We start from the raw sequence: 16,587 nt of genomic DNA on the forward strand, positions 1-16,587 counted from the left end.
CTTCAATCTTTGTTCCGTCTAGAAAATAGTTCTCCATTGTGACGTGCTTTTCTTCTATTAGTTGATGGATCATTTCTTCAAATAGCTTCGGAAGGAGCTTATCCATTTGTTGTGTGCGAAATCGATTAATCGTTCGATAATCCGGTTTTTGCAAGGCAGCCAGCCACATTGTTGGGATATTTTCTTTAACCAGTTTGGCGATTTCACGACAGGAATAGACTTTTTGAGAATAGGCATACAAAATGACTTTCGTCATCATTTTAGGATGGTAAGAGCTACGTCCGCCACCATTATAGTGCTCAAAAAAGACATTATCTTCTACTGATTCAATCATTTGATCAATCACACGCGCCACGTGGTGAACCGGAATGAGATCCTGAATGTCAAAAATAACAGTGGTTTGTTGGTTATCATAGGGAATAAAAGTAGGTGTAGAATTTCGTTTTTGAGGAACGGTAGTTTCCTCTTGAATGGTGAGTGGTAGTATAGTTTGTTCCATGTTATAATTTTCTGTAGTGATCTTTGGATTGCTCATAAAAAATCGTCCTTTCGTAAATGGTGTGTGGTAACTTCATTTTACTAAAAAGGGCGATTTTTTTGTGCATAAATTTCATAAAAAAAGGGTTGCCCTAAAAGTCATTTTCCTGACTTTTGGGACAGCCCCTTTTTTTACGATCCTACCGATATACAGACGGGACAACGACCATAAATTTCGAATTTATGACCTGAAACCTCATAGTCCTTCAAACTTTCCTGAAGCTCCTGCATCGGGCATACTTCGATTTCCTTTGTCTTACCACAATTCAAACAAATGAAATGGTGATGATGGGAAGAATGTCCACAAGTGAAGCGAAAATGCTTTTCACCTTCCAATTCAGTTGTCTCAAAGATTCCAAGCTCGACAAACAAGGAAAGATTTCGATAAATTGTATCGAAGCTTAAGCCAGGATAATCTCGCTTCATATTCTCCAGTACATCTTTAGCCGTTAAATATTTATCACTTGAAGAAAAAAGAGCCAGCATTTCCTCTCTTTTTCCTGTATGTTTAAACCCTTTATCTTTAAGTAATTGCATGGCAGTTGTTACGTTCAAAAAATCACCCCACCTATCGATTTTTCCACTTATCCAATAAAATTGATAAGACAAGTATTAGCACTGCGATGATCACGATCGTTCCTCCTGGAGCAAGATCCATATTATAGGATATGAATAGTCCTCCCACGACAGAAATTTCCCCGAATATGACGGAAAAGGCAATCATCTGCTTAAAGCCTTTTGCAAAGCGAAGGCTTGCTGCCACAGGCAATGTCATAAGTGAAGATACCAGTAATATCCCGATAATCTTCATCGATGCAGCAATCACCAATGCCACCATCACGATAAAAATAAAATGAATGGCTTGATATGGGATACCTGAAGCCTTGGCATGTTCTTCATCAAAGGATAGTAAAAATAATTCTTTATATAACAAGGCTAACATCAAAGCGACTGCAATGCCCACTCCCATGATGAGATACAAGTCTGTACGGCTTACTGCACTGACACTTCCGAATAAATAACTGTATAAGTCCGTATTAAAACCATCTGCAACGGAAATGAAAATGACGCTAAGCCCCATGCCGCCAGCCATGATGATGGGTATGGCAAGCTCTTGATAATGCTTGTACACCCCTCTTAACTTTTCAATGAATAACGATCCTCCAACAGAAAAGGCCATCCCTATATAAAGCGGATTCAATCCGGCAAGAGAAAGAAAACTTTTCTGAAGCAATAAACTGAATGCAATTCCTGCTAGCGCTACATGACTAAGTGCATCGGAAATCATCGACATCCGTCTTACCACGACAAAAACGCCTACAAGTGGCGCAATCGCTCCGATGATGATCCCAGTCAAAAAAGCGTTCTGCAGAAATTCAAATTGCAATATCCCCGATATCATTGGGCTATCCTCCAAAACTTATTAATGATTATGGTTTAAAAACTGAACGCCATGTCCGTAAATGGAAGACAATTCTTCCTCATTCAGGCCATTGTATTCGACGGCATCGCCATGAAAATGAAGCACCTTGTTCAAACAGGCAACATGTGTGACTTTATCGGTCACAGTGCCGACATCATGTGTAACCAATATTAGGGTAATCCCCAATTTTTTATTTAGCATCTCAAGCATTTCGTAAAACTGATGGACATTTTTTGAATCAACACCAACAGTTGGTTCGTCCAAAATCAACAATTCAGGCTCACTGACAATTGACCGCGCAATAAACACCCTCTGCTGTTGACCTCCGGATAATTCACCGATGTTTCGGTTTTGATACTCGAGCATATCCACTGATTCCAGAGCATCCTTCACCTTTTTCTTGTCTTCTTTGCTTGCAAATTTGAACAGGCCGATTTTTTTTGTCAAACCGCTTTGAACCACTTCAAAAACGGTAGCAGGAAAACCGGAATTGAAGGAATTTGCCTTTTGAGAAACAAACCCTATCTTTTGCCAATCCCTAAAGCGTCGGATATCTTCCCCAAATAAATTAATTTTTCCTTTTTGGAGTTTAAATACACCAAGTAACAACTTCAACAGAGTGGATTTACCGGATCCATTCGGACCGACGATAGCTAAAAAGGCCCCTTTAGGTATTTCAAGTGATACATGCTCCAGCACTAAATCTTTTGTATATTTGTAAGATATATCTTCTAATTTAACGATGGGGTTGATTACATTGTCCAAAACTATCACCTTTTTTTTAAGAATCATTACGATTAACAAAGGTTAGTATAAATCAAAGATGTTCAGAAGTAAAGAATTCGCTCCAGACTTCACATGGTCTAACTGTTTAACAAAAACCATACATCCGTAAATTTCCAACAATCCGTGAACTTTCGAGTTCACATACCCTATCTTTCTTCATATGTTTTAAAGGAGGAGGAGATCGTATGAAATTATTCGAAATGATGGTCAACCATAAAATAAATCAGATACGCCCGGATGAACTACTTTCCCTTGCTAAACAACATCAGATTAGTCTAACACAAAAACAGGCAAGTGATATTACTGCACTGCTGGCCGGTAGAAACATCAATATATTCGATATTCGCCAAAGGCAAAACGTTCTTGGTCAAATCACCCAAGTGGCAGGAGCGAATACGGCCCGGGCAATCGAAACCCTTTTCAACAACCTTACAGCCAATATGTAAACAAGGGTAGCCGGTATCATCTAATTTCCTATGTAAAATAAGGGACGATTCATCGACATGCCGATGGATCGTCCCTTCTACTTACATTTGCAACATGATTTTTTCCAGTACACCCTCGTCGAATTGCTGGTTCTTAAGCATATCGATTTCGAATTTATACGGAGCCTTTTTATCCTTCTTGTCTTCTCCTACATAAGGAGTTTCCAGGATTTTTGGAACTTCGCTTAACTGTGGATGATGGACAATGTAATTCAACGCTTTAAAGCCGATATGTCCAAAACCAATATTCTCATGACGGTCCTTATGCGCACCACGGACATTTTTGCTGTCGTTGATATGGAGCACCTTGATCCGTTCAACGCCGATCAACTTATCAAATTCATTCAGGACTCCATCGAAATCTTCGACGATATTGTATCCAGCATCATGTGTATGACACGTATCGAAACATACAGATAGCTTATCGTTATGGATTACACCATCCATGATCATTGCCAATTCTTCGAAAGAACGGCCACATTCCGTACCTTTCCCTGCCATCGTTTCAAGGGCAATTTGCACTTTGTCATCTGTAGAAAGAACCTCATTTAAACCTTCAATGATTCTTTTAATTCCGATTTCAGTGCCTGCACCGACATGGGCACCAGGATGAAGGACGATCTGACCCGAACCGATTGCTTCCGTCCGATCGATTTCACTGCGCAAAAAATTGATTCCCAAGTCGAAAGTAGCTGGATTTGTGGTATTGGCAATATTGATTATATATGGAGCATGTACAACAATATCCGTTATCCCATTCTCCTCCATATGCAGTCTACCTGCTTCAATATTCAAATCCTCTATTTTCTTGCGTCTTGTATTTTGCGGGGCTCCTGTATAAACCATGAATGTATTGGAACCATATAAAGCCGCTTCCTGACTCGCAGCAAGTAGCATATTTTTCCCGCTCATTGAAACATGCGACCCAATCTTCAGCATCCAATTACTCCCTTTTATTTCTTTCTTTGTATGCGGCGTTCGCGTTTTTTAAAGTTTTCCACGTCACGTTGAATTTTCTTCTTGTAACCAGGTTTAACTTTAGACGGCTTCTTAACATGCCTACTTGCCTTTACATCTATCTCTGATTTTTGTTTCTTACGATTTTTCCGTTTGTTACGTTCGTCTATATCTACCCAATCGCCATTTTGAATATCGGCATCATGGAATTCAATCCCCATCTTTTCAAGGCGGTTCAATGCATCTTCATCAGATGTACCATATATCGTTGCTGCAATTCCTGAGTATCCGGCGCGGGCAGTTCTTCCCGTTCTATGAATGTAGAAGTCCAGGTCCGTCGGTAATTCATAGTTAATGATATGACTGACACCTTCAATATCAATTCCACGAGAAGCCAAATCAGTAGCGACAATGAATTGATACTCCAGATCATTGATTTGCTTCATCATTTTCTTACGATCACGAGGCGATAAATCTCCATGGATCCGGCCCACTTTCAATCCCTTTTCAATCAGGGAGTTGGCTACATGATCCGCCATTTTTTTCGTATTGGTGAAAACGATAGCCAAATACGGATTATAACGAACGATGATATCATGTAATAACTGCTCCCTGTTACGGTGACGAAGAGGTATCAGAACATGTTCAATCTTTGCGGCTGTCGCCTGTTTCGGATTAACTTGAACATATTTCGGGTTTTCCATATATTTATTCAAGAATGGCTTTAACTTTTCCGGAATGGTTGCCGAGAAAACAAGCATTTGAATTTTTTCCGCCATACGGGAAGCAAATTGGTCAACATCTTCAAGGAAGCCCATATCGAGCATAAGGTCCGCTTCATCAACAACAAGCATTGTAGCCGTATATACCTGAAGGGCTTGAGCCTCAACCAAATCCTTGATTCTTCCTGGAGTCCCAATGACCAACTGTGGCTGGGTCTTCAATTTATCGATCATACGCTGTTTATCGGTACCACCGATATAGCAACGTACTTGAATTTGCTCATCTTCAGGGAAATGGTCCGCAATTTTCAAAGCTTCTTTGTAGATTTGATTCGCTAACTCACGGGTTGGTGCGGAAATAATCGCTTGAACTTCATTTTTCCCAGCATCAAGCTTGTTCATAATCGGCAGCAAATAGGAATGAGTCTTCCCTGTACCTGTCTGCGACTGTCCAATTAAGCTACTTCCCTTTAAAAGCGACGGGAGCACGCGTTCCTGTATTTCCGTCGGCTTATCGAACCCTAAAGTACGAACTGCATCTAGAATGTAGCTTTTCAAATTAAATCGTTCAAATTGGTTTTGTTTCATCAAATATCTCCTTTATTCTTGTCTTTCATTAGACACGTCTTATTATTATAATAAATTTCATACAAAAAGCGCAAGCGTCTTGGTAGCTCGTGAAGAAAATAGGGATTGGCCCATAAGGCGTTTTTTGCCTTATGTGGTCCGTCGTCTTTTTCACAGCGAGCTAGACGCTGGAGCTGGATTATACAAAAAGCGCAAGCGCCTTGGTCAGTTCTCTTAATGGACTCTTGCAAATGAAAAGCACCTGTCCTGGTCATAGCGTATCCCCCGCAGACATGGAGCAAAAAGACTACCGTTACCATCTTACCTTCTTTCCGACCACTTCACAACATTCCATCTATCCTTTCCTCAAACCTTTTTTACCATGCTGCATAATTTATAGGGAAGAACACATCAATACCTAAACCATAAAGAGGTGAAACCTATGTTCCAAGATAGAAACCGTTCCCCCGGTCCTGGATTCCAGCAACCTAATAATGGCCCAAGGATGCAGCAACCTAGACCCTTCAGGGGACCACAGTACCCAAACAGCAACCCTTTTCAGCCAATGAGGCCGCCTCAAGGAGGACCACAAGGACCACCGGGACCCCAACAAGGCTTCCGGGGAGGAGCCCCCTTCAATCAACAACAAAGACCAGAACAGCAACTTCCTAAGAAAGAAGGGATTTTAGCCAAGTTTCTAGGTAGGTCCAAACAACAAAATGCCGCTCCCCCAAACTTATTCGCACCAGCCAATTCCACTACCACTAGTTCTTCAAGAAGTAGTGGCGGCGGCATTCTGGAGAACTTAACCAAACCCGATTCACTCAACAATATGCTAAACAACACCCAAAAGGTATTGCAAGCGGCCGAGCAATTCACGCCAATGGTGCAGCAGTATGGGCCAGTAATTAAAAACCTCCCCTCCATGTGGAAGGTGTTCCGCAGCATATCATCAAGTGAAGAAACGGAAAAACCAGCAGAAGAAAACACCAATTTAACCACTTCTCCCAAGATTCAGGAACCCGAACCCGCTGTGAATAGCGATAAGCCAAAAATCGAATTAAACGTAGAACCGGCTGCCGAGGCTCTCCCCAAAAAGACAAGGAATCGATCATCCGGACCTAAACTTTATATTTAAACCATTATAAAATTGCGCCCGTGGCATCATTCATGAAATACGATATTTTGTAAAATCATCTATGGTCTTATATAATAGAAGGGAATACGCGTAAGTTTCTTGCCTTTGAAGGAGGACACATAGATGAAAGTAAATAAAATCTCCCCGCGGGGCTATTGCTATGGAGTAGTTGATGCCATGGTTATTGCCAGGAATGCGGCTTTAGATAAAACCTTGCCACGCCCTATTTACATTTTGGGAATGATCGTTCATAACAAGCACGTTACCGATGCTTTTGAAGAAGAGGGGATCATAACGCTAGATGGCAGTAACCGAAATGAAATCATCAATCAGGTGGAAACGGGAACTGTCATCTTTACCGCTCACGGCGTTTCCCCTGAGATTCGGAAGATTGCGAAGGAAAAAGGCCTTGTCACCCTTGATGCTACTTGTCCTGACGTTACCGCTACACATGACTTGATCAGGGAAAAAGAATCGGAAGGGTATCAAATCATCTATATCGGCAAAAAAGGACATCCTGAGCCAGAGGGAGCAGTTGGTGTAGCCCCTGATGTCGTTCACCTCGTGCAAAATGCTGAAGATGTCGAAGCCTTATCATTGAATAGTGAAAAGATCATTGTGACCAATCAAACGACAATGAGTCAATGGGATGTCCTGGACATCATGGAGAAGGTGAAGGAAAAGTTCCCCCATTCTGAGGTCCATAAAGAAATCTGTTTAGCCACACAGGTCCGTCAAGAGGCCGTAGCCCAACAAGCTGGAGAAGCGGATGTCCTTATCGTCGTCGGTGACCCAAAAAGCAATAACTCCAATCGGCTTGCACAAGTATCCGAAGAAATTGCAGGAACCACGGCTTATCGCATAGCCGATATTTCCGAGCTGAACCTCGAATGGTTAAAAGATGCCAAAACGGTGGCTGTCACTTCGGGAGCTTCCACGCCTACTCCTATAACGAAAGAGGTCATTAGATTCCTTGAACAATATGAACCTACTGACGAATCGACATGGGATACGGAAAAGAAAACACCCTTGCATAAAATCTTACCTAAAATCAAAGTAAAGAAAGCCTGAAAAAAAGGCAGCCACAAATGGTAGTGGCTGCCTTTTTCTGTCCTTTTATATAAATGTAAAAGGATCTGTATTGAGCTCAGAAGGTATGAATTCTACATCCAAATTTTTATTGACGCACATCTCATTCAAGATTCGAGCTACACCTTTTTTCATCACTTTCTCAACATTATGGCCCGGATCCACGATATTCAATCCAATCATCATGGCGTCGTGAGCCGTATGATAATACATATCACCCGTTACATACACATCGGCACCTTTAAACTTAGCGGTCGTGAAGTATTTATTTCCATCACCGCCAAGAACGGCAACTTTTTTTATGGTACTGTTCAGGTCTCCAACTACACGGACATTCTCCACTTCGAGAGTCTCTTTAACATGCTCGGCAAATTGTCCAAGGGACATTTCTTCTGCAAGAACCCCGATTTTGCCTAGCCCCAAGGATTCGCCTTTGTTTTCCAACTTATAAATATCATAAGCCACTTCTTCATATGGATGGGCTTTGATCATCGCAGAAAGTATTTTTTTTTCAATGGGTTCGGGGAATATGGTTTCAATTCGCACTTCTGAAACCCTTTCAATCTTGCCTCGTTTACCAATCGACGGTTCACTGCCTTCCCCGGGTAAAAACCTGCCTGTACCCTCAACTGTAAACGAACAGTAGCTGTAATTCCCTAGCGAACCGGCTCCTGCCTTACCCAAGGCATCCCTTACCTTTTGTTCGTCCTCTTTTGGTACATACACCACTAATTTTCTTAGAGGGATTTCATGGGTAGGGACAAGGACCTCTGTATTTTGTAATTGCAATGCATCAGCAAGTAAATCATTTACACCGCCCTTGGCTACGTCCAAGTTAGTATGTGCGGCATAAACGGCAATATCATGCTTGATCAATTTCTCGATGATTCGGCCACTAGCCTTAGCTGTATCTATTTTCTTCAACGGCCGATAAATCAAGGGATGATGGGCAATGATCAGTTCGACACCTTTTTCTATCGCTTCATCCACCACTTCTTCCAGGACATCAAGTGCAATCATCACTTTTGAAACGGGCTTATTCAATTCCCCGACATGTAGTCCAATTGGATCCCCCTCCATTGCGTATCGTTTCGGAGAGAACTGTTCGAACATTTCAATAATCTGCATACCATTAGCTGTTTTCATCGTTTAAGCACCTCCTCAATGAATGAAATTTGCACTTCCATTTCCTTGCGCTTCGTTTCTAAGCCACTTCGGCCACTCGCATCCAATTGCTCAATGATTCTTTCGAAGTGCGCCTTCTCATGTTGCCATTTCTTTATGAAAGTATCACTGAATTTCTTTAACAGGAATGGCCCGAACATAAGCCCAACTTGCTTATTTTCATGATAGGGCTGAAGAGGGTCCCCTTTTTTCGCAATCAAGATTTCATAGATCTTTCCATCTTCCTCCAGAATATCTTCATCGATTAATTCCCAACCGTTATCGATTAGCCAATTACGAACGTTTAGGGCTCCTACATTGGGCTGAAGAATGAGTCTCTCCACCTTCTCCAACTTTTTTTTCCCATTTTCCAATATACTAGCGATTAATGTACCGCCCATTCCTGCGATAGTAACACATGTAGCTTCATCCGGTTTTAATACCTCAAGCCCATCGCCTTTACGGACTTCTATGAGGTCCTCTAATCCCGTTCCCTTCACTTGTTTAAGGGCAGACTGATAGGGACCTTCCACAACTTCACCCGCTATCGCACGGTCACAGAGCCCATTGGCTACAGCATAGCAAGGCAGGTAAGCATGATCGGAACCGATATCGGCCAGAATGCTCCCTTTCGGTATATGTAACGCGACATGTTCTAATCTCTTTGATAATTTCTCGTGATTCATTATACTATCAACTCTCTTATTTCAAATTCATATTTATATCATTTCATTTCCCATTCGATTATAACAAGTTCCAAGGAAAAATTACAGAACGAGGACAACATGGGGGGATCCATCAGGGAAAAGGAGGAGAATACCGAAGATAAAAGAAAAGCTGATTCAAAAACGAATGTACGTTTTGAATCAGCTTCCTGCTTATTTTAATCCGTGAATATACTTTGCCATGGCATCGAGATTCGATTCGTCAACTAAACCAGCAGGCATAGCTCCTCGTCCATTAGCGATGACTTCTTTGACTTCATCTTCGGATAAACGGTCGGCAACACCCTTAAGGGCAGGTCCGACTCCACCTTGATAGGCATCACCATGACATGAAATGCAATTCTGTTTATAAATGTCTTCAGGTGAGGATGAGGCACTTTCCGTTTCCTCTGTTTTTTCTCCGCCTTCTTTTTCTTTAGCAAGATCTTTGGCATCTCCTAAACCTTTGAATGAAAGTAAAAACATAAGTCCAATACCAAAAACCATGATAATAATAAAAGGCATAACTGGATTGCGATTCATAGTATTTCCTCCTCTATGTAGAACCTAAACTTACCATATTTAATATTATATACAAATTACTATATATTATTTTACTTGAAAAGAGTTTCAAGTAAAACCCCAAAAATAGAAGATATTATATTTTTTCTCAAATTTGTCAAAAATTTATGTATATTTACGAACAATTTTGACTTTTCTTGGATTTTTTCCATAATACCCCTATTCATGATAAAACAAACAAGCATCTGTTTTTAATTATATCAATAAAAAGTAAGCTATTACAACTAATCCCAAAATTCCAGATATCGAAAAATAGAGCAGCTTATATTTTTGGCCAATCCATAACCATAACCCACAGTTGAAAAATAAGCCTATATACAGGATACTCCTCTTTCCAGCGGCGATTAGCTCGGTTACTTGCACTGTTTCCACTAACACTAACAATAACAATCCTATTAAAGATAATGGTAAAAGGAGTTTCGTGTTCTTGAAGCGTCGAAGAAAGAAAAGAAAAGCAAGGATGGAGAAAGTTGTCACGACTATTTGCATTGTGTTGGATATTTCAGTAAAATAATTCAAAAATATATTAATTAAAAAAAGAGCACCCATTGCAATCCCATTAATCCATTCTTTTTTACGGCTTTTGCTTTTCTGAGGGGTAACAGGTTGTGCCTCCCCCTGGCTATATAAGACTAGTAAGTAATTGCAATATTGTTCTGGGAGCATGCGACTTTGCTTCCAAGAGTTAATTTCTTGAATGATGATTTTCTTTCTTGTTTCATCCATGAATACACTTCCTCATGCGTACTGTGCTTTTTTATTTTTCGGTTAATCCTGCCTGTCGGATTTGGTGTTGATTTCCTTTAAAGGATTATTCTCCACACCAATGGCTGAAAAAAAGAGCCACTCCCGAACGCTGGGCATTCAAAGAGGGCTCTGTAAAGGGCGTTATTCTATTCTAGGAAATCTTTCAAGCGTTTACTGCGGCTTGGATGTCTAAGCTTTCGTAGTGCCTTAGCTTCGATTTGACGGATACGCTCGCGGGTTACGCCAAACACCTTACCTACCTCTTCAAGAGTGCGTGTACGACCATCATCAAGTCCGAAGCGAAGTCTCAAGACATTCTCTTCACGATCAGTCAGTGTATCTAACACATCTTCAAGTTGTTCTTTCAACAATTCGTATGCAGCATGTTCAGATGGAGAAGTCGCATCTTGGTCTTCAATGAAATCACCTAAGTGTGAATCATCTTCTTCACCAATTGGGGTTTCCAATGAAACAGGCTCCTGAGCAATCTTCAAGATTTCACGAACCTTTTCCGGAGTTAAATCCATATCCTCTGCAATTTCCTCTGGAGATGGTTCACGTCCAAGATCTTGAAGAAGCTGTCTTTGTACCCTGATTAATTTATTGATGGTCTCAACCATATGCACCGGTATCCTGATCGTTCTTGCTTGGTCAGCAATCGCACGAGTGATGGCCTGACGAATCCACCAAGTTGCATAGGTACTGAACTTGTACCCTTTGCGGTAATCGAATTTCTCTACCGCTTTGATAAGACCCATATTTCCTTCTTGAATCAAGTCAAGGAAAAGCATACCGCGTCCTACGTAACGTTTGGCTATGCTGACTACCAGACGTAGATTGGCTTCGGCTAGACGGCGTTTTGCCTCTTCGTCCCCTTCCTCGATTCGCATCGCTAAAGAGATTTCCTCTTCTGCAGATAAAAGGTCGACCCGACCGATCTCTTTCAAGTACATCCGGACAGGATCATTAATCTTAACACCAGGAGGAACACTTAAGTCATTTAAGTCAAACTCTTCTTCTTTAGCAAGTTTTTTGGAATCCGGATCATCTTCATCCTCTTCTTCCTCACCATCCGTGAGAATCTCGATTCCATTTTCAGCTAGCACCTCATAGAACTCATCCATTTGATCGGAATCTAATTCGAAACCGCCAATTTTTTCGGCAATTTTTTCTAAGGTCAAAGAGCCTCTTTTCTTACCTAGCTCTATTAATTTTTCTTTAACCTGCTCAAGGCTAAATTCATTATCAACTTGTTTGGAACGTGCTGGTTTTTCAGCCATTAGTTCCCCTCCTTCCAGGTCTTACACCTAAACAACTACAACATTTTGCGCAACTTAATGATTTCCATTGCAATTCTGGCGGCAGCTTTAGGATCGCTGCGTCTCACTGCATCTTTTTCTTCTGCCTGTTTTTCTTTTATCTTTAACATCTTTTCATATTTCAACACTTGATTTATACAATCAGTCAGTTCTTTATCGGAAACTTCCTCATTAACTGACATCATTTCTATTTCCGAAACGATCCTTCTCAAGTTTGGATCCGGCAAATAAGTAAGGAAAAAGCTTGGATCAGGCTCGTGTCCATCTTCATAGAAAGCATATAAATAGGTGATGATGGCCTGATGTTCATCTACATGAAAGAGTGTTTGTCCAAGCAACTGTTGAATCTTATAAGTCATTTCCCTGCTTTTCAGCATATGGGCCATCAACTTAATTTCAGCATTGTGATGAGCAGGTTTTAATTTATGCTCATACTGAAGGGTCATTTTCTTTTGAGCAGCAGGTTGTGGCAGTGTACCCTTTTTACGTTCCGCAAAAAATACCTGTCGTTGCTGCTGTTCAAGCGCATCCAACGAAAGTGTAAACTCGGAGGATAGCTGCCTAAGATAATGATCCCGCTCCACTGCACTTGGCAAACGAGAAATTTCTTTAAGGACTTCTTCGATATATTGAATTCGATCTCCTTCATTATTTACATTTTTTCCTCGACGTAAATAATGCATCTTGAATGCCATGTAGGTTAAACTGGCCCCTATTACCTCAGAAACAAAGCTTTTCTCACCAAATTCCTTTATGTAGTCATCGGGGTCCATATTATCAGGCATAAGTGCTACCTTAACGGTAAAATCCGTTTCCTGTAGCATGTTAACTGCGCGGTTAGCTGCATTCAAACCAGCCGAATCCGAATCATAACAGATTAAAACCTGGTCCGTATTTCTTTTTAAAAGTTGAATGTGCTGATCGGTTAGAGCGGTCCCCATCGTAGCAACCGAATTCTCCACTCCGGCACGGACTGCGGAAATACAGTCGGCAAAACCTTCGAAAATTACAACTTGTTCCTTCTTGCGAATGTGCGGTCTTGCTTGATGGAAATTATATAAAGTTTTACTTTTATTAAAGATTGGGGTCTCGGGGCTATTCAAGTATTTGGGCTCATCGTCCCCCATTGCTCTACCCGAAAACGCAATCGTATTCCCTTGATGATCCATAATTGGAAACATGACTCTATTTCTAAAACGGTCAAAGTATGACTCATCTTTTTCCCTGTAAATAATCAACCCAGCCTGCTCCATAAATTCTGGCGGGAAACCCCTTTTTAAAAGAAACTTGGAAACAAAATCCCAAGAATCCAGTGAGTAACCAATTTGGAACTTTTCAATCGTTTCTTCGGTAAATCCTCTATTAAGGAGATACTCCAAAGCTTCTTGGCCTTCCTTGGTATTTACAAGAAGATGATGGTAAAACTTTCGAAGCAAGTCATGGGCTTCAAGCATCTGTTGAGAACCAGCCGGCATATTAGACCGTTGGGAGTCCTTATTTATTTCAATGTCCAAAGGTATATTCCCTTTTTCAGCCAGGACCTTTGCAGATTCCACAAAATTATACCCTTCGATATCCATTAAGAAAGTGAAAATATTTCCGCCTGCACCACAGCCGAAACAATGGAAAATCTGCTTCTCTGCGGAAACAGAAAATGATGGTGAGTTTTCACCATGGAAAGGACAAAGCCCGAAATAATTCCGTCCTTGCTTCTTCAGCTGGACATATTCTCCAATCAAGTCGACGATGTCCACTGCTTCTCGGATCTGATTTATCTTTTCATCTTCTATACGACCATTTGTCATTTTTTCACCTTGCGATTTTGGTGATAGTTTTTTAATTCGATATTGAATTCTGATTCCCTGCAAAATTCGACAAAATTTTCAAAAGTTTATTTGTAAAACATATTTTGTCATCCTTTGTAAAGGCTTTCGGTCCTTTCGTATGCTTCCCCTGCCTGCGAAGTTTCGCTGACTGGTAGCGCATATCGAGAAGCATGAAAATATTCTCATTTGTATATTCTTTTCCCCTCGGAGATAGAACATAAACGCTTTTAGGAAGCAGGGTACCAGCTAATCCAATATCAGCAGTAATAACAATATCACCCTTTTTTACAGAATTCACTATATAAAGATCTGCTGCTTCTTTATCTGCATCGACGTATACCCATTTGCCTTCAGGGTTGTTCATCATATTTTTATATGATGCAACAAAACAGACATCGACATCGCATTGTCTTGCACAATGAAGAATCTCATCTTTCACCGGACATGCATCGGCGTCAACATGTATTATTGGTTTATTTATCATACCTTTTAATTCTACATCATTCTGCATAATCCTTTTTTCTCCCCTAAACTTTATCGAGATATAATGAAACTTCCAAACACTTATCCTGAAGTCATTCGCAAGAATATACAAACGGTATCCTCTAAACAAGTGTTACACCCTATTTTGCCTCATCAATTATACTGAATGTGTCGAATTTTTTTATGATAAAAAACTTGACTTCTTATAATCCTTAGTTTATTCCTTAATAACCAAGTCTAAACCTCAAGATTACTTTTTTCTCACAATTTTTTATTATAATCTATTTTTTAAAAAGATGCTACCAATTAGATTCTGAATTTCAAACATCTAAAAAGTGGGTTGTGAATTGTTTAACAAAAGAGGAATTATGTAAGTGTCATCCATGTTTTACATTTAAAACCCAATAAACCTTGAGCATGAAAATGTGAGCCGACACTAAAAGTGTCCAGCTCACATTTTGATTAATCTCAATTTTAAGAATAAGAGAAATCTACCGATTTTTATTTTGAAGAATATTCATAATTAAGTTGGCCGTTTCTTCGACAGCTTTATTCGTAACATCAATGATTGGGCAGTCGAGCCTTGAAATAATTTTATCAAAGTATGTCAACTCTTCTTTGATTCGTTCCACATTCGCATATATAGCATGATCATTGAGTCCAAGTGACTTCAATCGCTCTTTCCGAATATGATTTAACTTTTCAGGACTTATTTTCAACCCAATGCATTTTTCAGGCGGGACCAGGAATAGTTCTTCTGGCGGCTCTACCTCTGGTACTAAAGGAACATTGGCCACTTTATAGCGTTTATGAGCTAAATATTGGGACAAAGGTGTTTTGGACGTGCGAGAAACACCAACCAACACGATATCCGCACGTAAAATCCCACGTGGATCCCGTCCATCGTCGTATTTTACAGCAAATTCAATGGCTTCCACACGTTTGAAATAATCATCGTCAAGTTTTCTTACGAGCCCCGGCTCATTAAGAGGTCCTTTAGATGTTCTTTCCTGAAGGATATCCATGAGCGGTCCTAAAATGTCATAAGCAGACAGGTTTTCTTTTTCCACCTGTGCTTTCATGTAGTCTCTAATAGCAGGCTTCACAAGAGTGTAGGCGATGATTGCCCCATCTAATTTGGCCAGTGAAATTACTTCATCCACGTTATGTTCATCTTCAATATACGGAATTCGTTTAATAGTAAAAGCGGAACTAGAAAACTGACTAGCCGCAGCTTTAGTAACTAACTCCGCTGTTTCCCCAACTGAATCCGATACAACATATATAATAGAACCGTTCATATTCTCCGTCATTCCTTTGCAAGCCCCCCTAATAGCCTTCATCAGCTAAAGCTACGAATGCTTTTGTTATATTGGTTTTCGTCACTCTTCCAATTACCTCATAGCCTTTTTCTGTTTCTTTGACGACAGGTAATGAATCAATTTGTTTCTCAATCAATTTTTTGGCAACATCGATCAATAAATCTTCTTTAGTACACATTGTAATGTTAGGCATCCTTGTCATGATGATATTGACCGGGATGGAATTCAGTTCTTGTTTCCCAATACTTGCACGGAGCAAGTCTTTTCTGGACAGTACCCCTACGAGTAAAGCATGCTTATCCACTACGAACATAGTGCCGACATCTTCTAAAAACATCATGACAATCGCATCGTAAACAGATATACCCTCGTCCACAACGACAGGGATCGATTGATGGTCCCGAACATACAGATGGTTCAGACTATCTGTCAATAGCTGTGTACCCGAGCGACCTGTATAGAAATACCCGACACGTGGACGTGCATCTAGAAAACCGGCCATCGTTAAGATAGCCAAATCCGGACGAAGCGTCGCCCTCGTTAAGCTTAACCTATCTGCAATATGCTCTCCAGTAATCGGTCCATTCTCTTTAACAATTTGTAAAATCTGTTCCTGACGTTTATTCAATTGAATTGTAATCACCACCCTACTGCTTTTCGCAGAGTAAAGTAACAAAGGATCTTCATATAACGATTATATACTATATCATTTGATAAAAGCAGTTTTCATCTCTAT

General features: G+C 40.4%; 18 protein-coding genes. 3 read left to right on the forward strand and 15 right to left on the reverse strand.

Translation table 11 applies throughout. The features are described from left to right. From ACQKL6_RS06625 to ACQKL6_RS06640, 4 genes are all read right to left on the reverse strand, one after another. A partial coding sequence (locus ACQKL6_RS06625; RefSeq protein ID WP_427650877.1) for a transposase occupies positions 1-535 on the reverse strand: 535 nt, incomplete at its 3' end. Positions 536-669: 134 nt separating this feature from the next. Continuing rightward, positions 670-1,092 carry a Fur family transcriptional regulator gene (locus ACQKL6_RS06630; RefSeq protein ID WP_402869538.1) on the reverse strand — a complete coding sequence of 141 codons (423 nt, stop codon included), beginning with the start codon at positions 1,090-1,092 and terminating at the stop codon, positions 670-672. Between the two features lie 13 nt (positions 1,093-1,105). Next, positions 1,106-1,939 (reverse strand): metal ABC transporter permease, encoded by an 834-nt coding sequence (locus ACQKL6_RS06635; RefSeq protein WP_402869540.1) that lies wholly within the window; start codon positions 1,937-1,939, stop codon positions 1,106-1,108. A 21-nt stretch (positions 1,940-1,960) separates the two neighbouring features. Continuing rightward, positions 1,961-2,725 carry a metal ABC transporter ATP-binding protein gene (locus ACQKL6_RS06640; RefSeq protein ID WP_402869541.1) on the reverse strand — a complete coding sequence of 255 codons (765 nt, stop codon included), beginning with the start codon at positions 2,723-2,725 and terminating at the stop codon, positions 1,961-1,963. 206 nt (positions 2,726-2,931) lie between these two features. On the opposite strand from ACQKL6_RS06640, the gene ACQKL6_RS06645 reads away from it, so the two are divergent. Beyond that, on the forward strand, positions 2,932-3,192 hold the full coding sequence (locus tag ACQKL6_RS06645; RefSeq protein ID WP_402869544.1) for a DUF2624 family protein: 261 nt from the start codon (positions 2,932-2,934) through the stop codon (positions 3,190-3,192). Between the two features lie 81 nt (positions 3,193-3,273). Here the strand turns inward: ACQKL6_RS06645 and ACQKL6_RS06650 are convergent, their stop codons facing one another. Next, positions 3,274-4,170, reverse strand: coding sequence for a deoxyribonuclease IV (locus ACQKL6_RS06650; protein ID WP_402958431.1), 897 nt, complete (start codon positions 4,168-4,170; stop codon positions 3,274-3,276). Between the two features lie 14 nt (positions 4,171-4,184). Further along, positions 4,185-5,498, reverse strand: coding sequence for a DEAD/DEAH box helicase (locus tag ACQKL6_RS06655; protein ID WP_402869550.1), 1,314 nt, complete (start codon positions 5,496-5,498; stop codon positions 4,185-4,187). A 421-nt stretch (positions 5,499-5,919) separates the two neighbouring features. Here ACQKL6_RS06655 and vrrA point away from each other — a divergent pair, with 421 nt between their 5' ends. Together vrrA and ACQKL6_RS06665 are read left to right on the forward strand one after the other, a co-directional pair. Continuing rightward, positions 5,920-6,615: a VrrA/YqfQ family protein gene (gene vrrA, locus ACQKL6_RS06660; protein WP_427650878.1), complete on the forward strand. Its 696-nt coding sequence runs from the start codon at positions 5,920-5,922 to the stop codon at positions 6,613-6,615. 123 nt (positions 6,616-6,738) lie between these two features. After that, on the forward strand, positions 6,739-7,686 hold the full coding sequence (locus tag ACQKL6_RS06665) for a 4-hydroxy-3-methylbut-2-enyl diphosphate reductase (protein WP_402869554.1): 948 nt from the start codon (positions 6,739-6,741) through the stop codon (positions 7,684-7,686). 45 nt (positions 7,687-7,731) lie between these two features. On the opposite strand, the gene ACQKL6_RS06670 is transcribed toward ACQKL6_RS06665, so the two are convergent. The 9 genes from ACQKL6_RS06670 to ACQKL6_RS06710 all read right to left on the reverse strand — a co-directional run bounded on the left by ACQKL6_RS06670 (position 7,732) and on the right by ACQKL6_RS06710 (position 16,497). Beyond that, positions 7,732-8,850 (reverse strand): Nif3-like dinuclear metal center hexameric protein, encoded by a 1,119-nt coding sequence (locus ACQKL6_RS06670; RefSeq protein ID WP_403121958.1) that lies wholly within the window; start codon positions 8,848-8,850, stop codon positions 7,732-7,734. Continuing rightward, the gene (locus ACQKL6_RS06675; RefSeq protein ID WP_427650879.1) at positions 8,847-9,554 is read right to left on the reverse strand and encodes a tRNA (adenine(22)-N(1))-methyltransferase; all 708 of its coding nucleotides are present in this window, start codon (positions 9,552-9,554) and stop codon (positions 8,847-8,849) included. The genes ACQKL6_RS06670 and ACQKL6_RS06675 overlap by 4 nt, the downstream gene beginning before the upstream one ends. A gap of 192 nt (positions 9,555-9,746) precedes the next feature. Continuing rightward, positions 9,747-10,115 (reverse strand): cytochrome c550, encoded by a 369-nt coding sequence (gene cccA / locus ACQKL6_RS06680; RefSeq protein ID WP_402869559.1) that lies wholly within the window; start codon positions 10,113-10,115, stop codon positions 9,747-9,749. Positions 10,116-10,349: 234 nt separating this feature from the next. Beyond that, on the reverse strand, positions 10,350-10,880 hold the full coding sequence (locus ACQKL6_RS06685) for a hypothetical protein (RefSeq protein ID WP_427650880.1): 531 nt from the start codon (positions 10,878-10,880) through the stop codon (positions 10,350-10,352). A gap of 167 nt (positions 10,881-11,047) precedes the next feature. After that, entirely contained in the window at positions 11,048-12,181 is a 1,134-nt protein-coding gene (gene rpoD, locus ACQKL6_RS06690; protein WP_402869563.1) for an RNA polymerase sigma factor RpoD, read from the reverse strand. A gap of 35 nt (positions 12,182-12,216) precedes the next feature. Beyond that, positions 12,217-14,025 carry a DNA primase gene (dnaG, locus tag ACQKL6_RS06695; RefSeq protein ID WP_402986291.1) on the reverse strand — a complete coding sequence of 603 codons (1,809 nt, stop codon included), beginning with the start codon at positions 14,023-14,025 and terminating at the stop codon, positions 12,217-12,219. Between the two features lie 31 nt (positions 14,026-14,056). Next, positions 14,057-14,530, reverse strand: coding sequence for a YaiI/YqxD family protein (locus ACQKL6_RS06700; protein WP_402987336.1), 474 nt, complete (start codon positions 14,528-14,530; stop codon positions 14,057-14,059). A 490-nt stretch (positions 14,531-15,020) separates the two neighbouring features. Next, positions 15,021-15,842, reverse strand: coding sequence for a pyruvate, water dikinase regulatory protein (locus ACQKL6_RS06705; protein ID WP_402869568.1), 822 nt, complete (start codon positions 15,840-15,842; stop codon positions 15,021-15,023). Between the two features lie 16 nt (positions 15,843-15,858). Next, a complete protein-coding gene (locus tag ACQKL6_RS06710; protein ID WP_402869892.1) occupies positions 15,859-16,497 on the reverse strand; it encodes a helix-turn-helix transcriptional regulator in 639 nt (212 codons plus the stop codon). Positions 16,498-16,587 lie beyond the last annotated feature (90 nt).

Origin of the sequence: Peribacillus sp. NPDC097197 (genome assembly GCF_050278025.1) — a bacterium.
Lineage (GTDB): Bacteria > Bacillota > Bacilli > Bacillales > DSM-1321 > Peribacillus.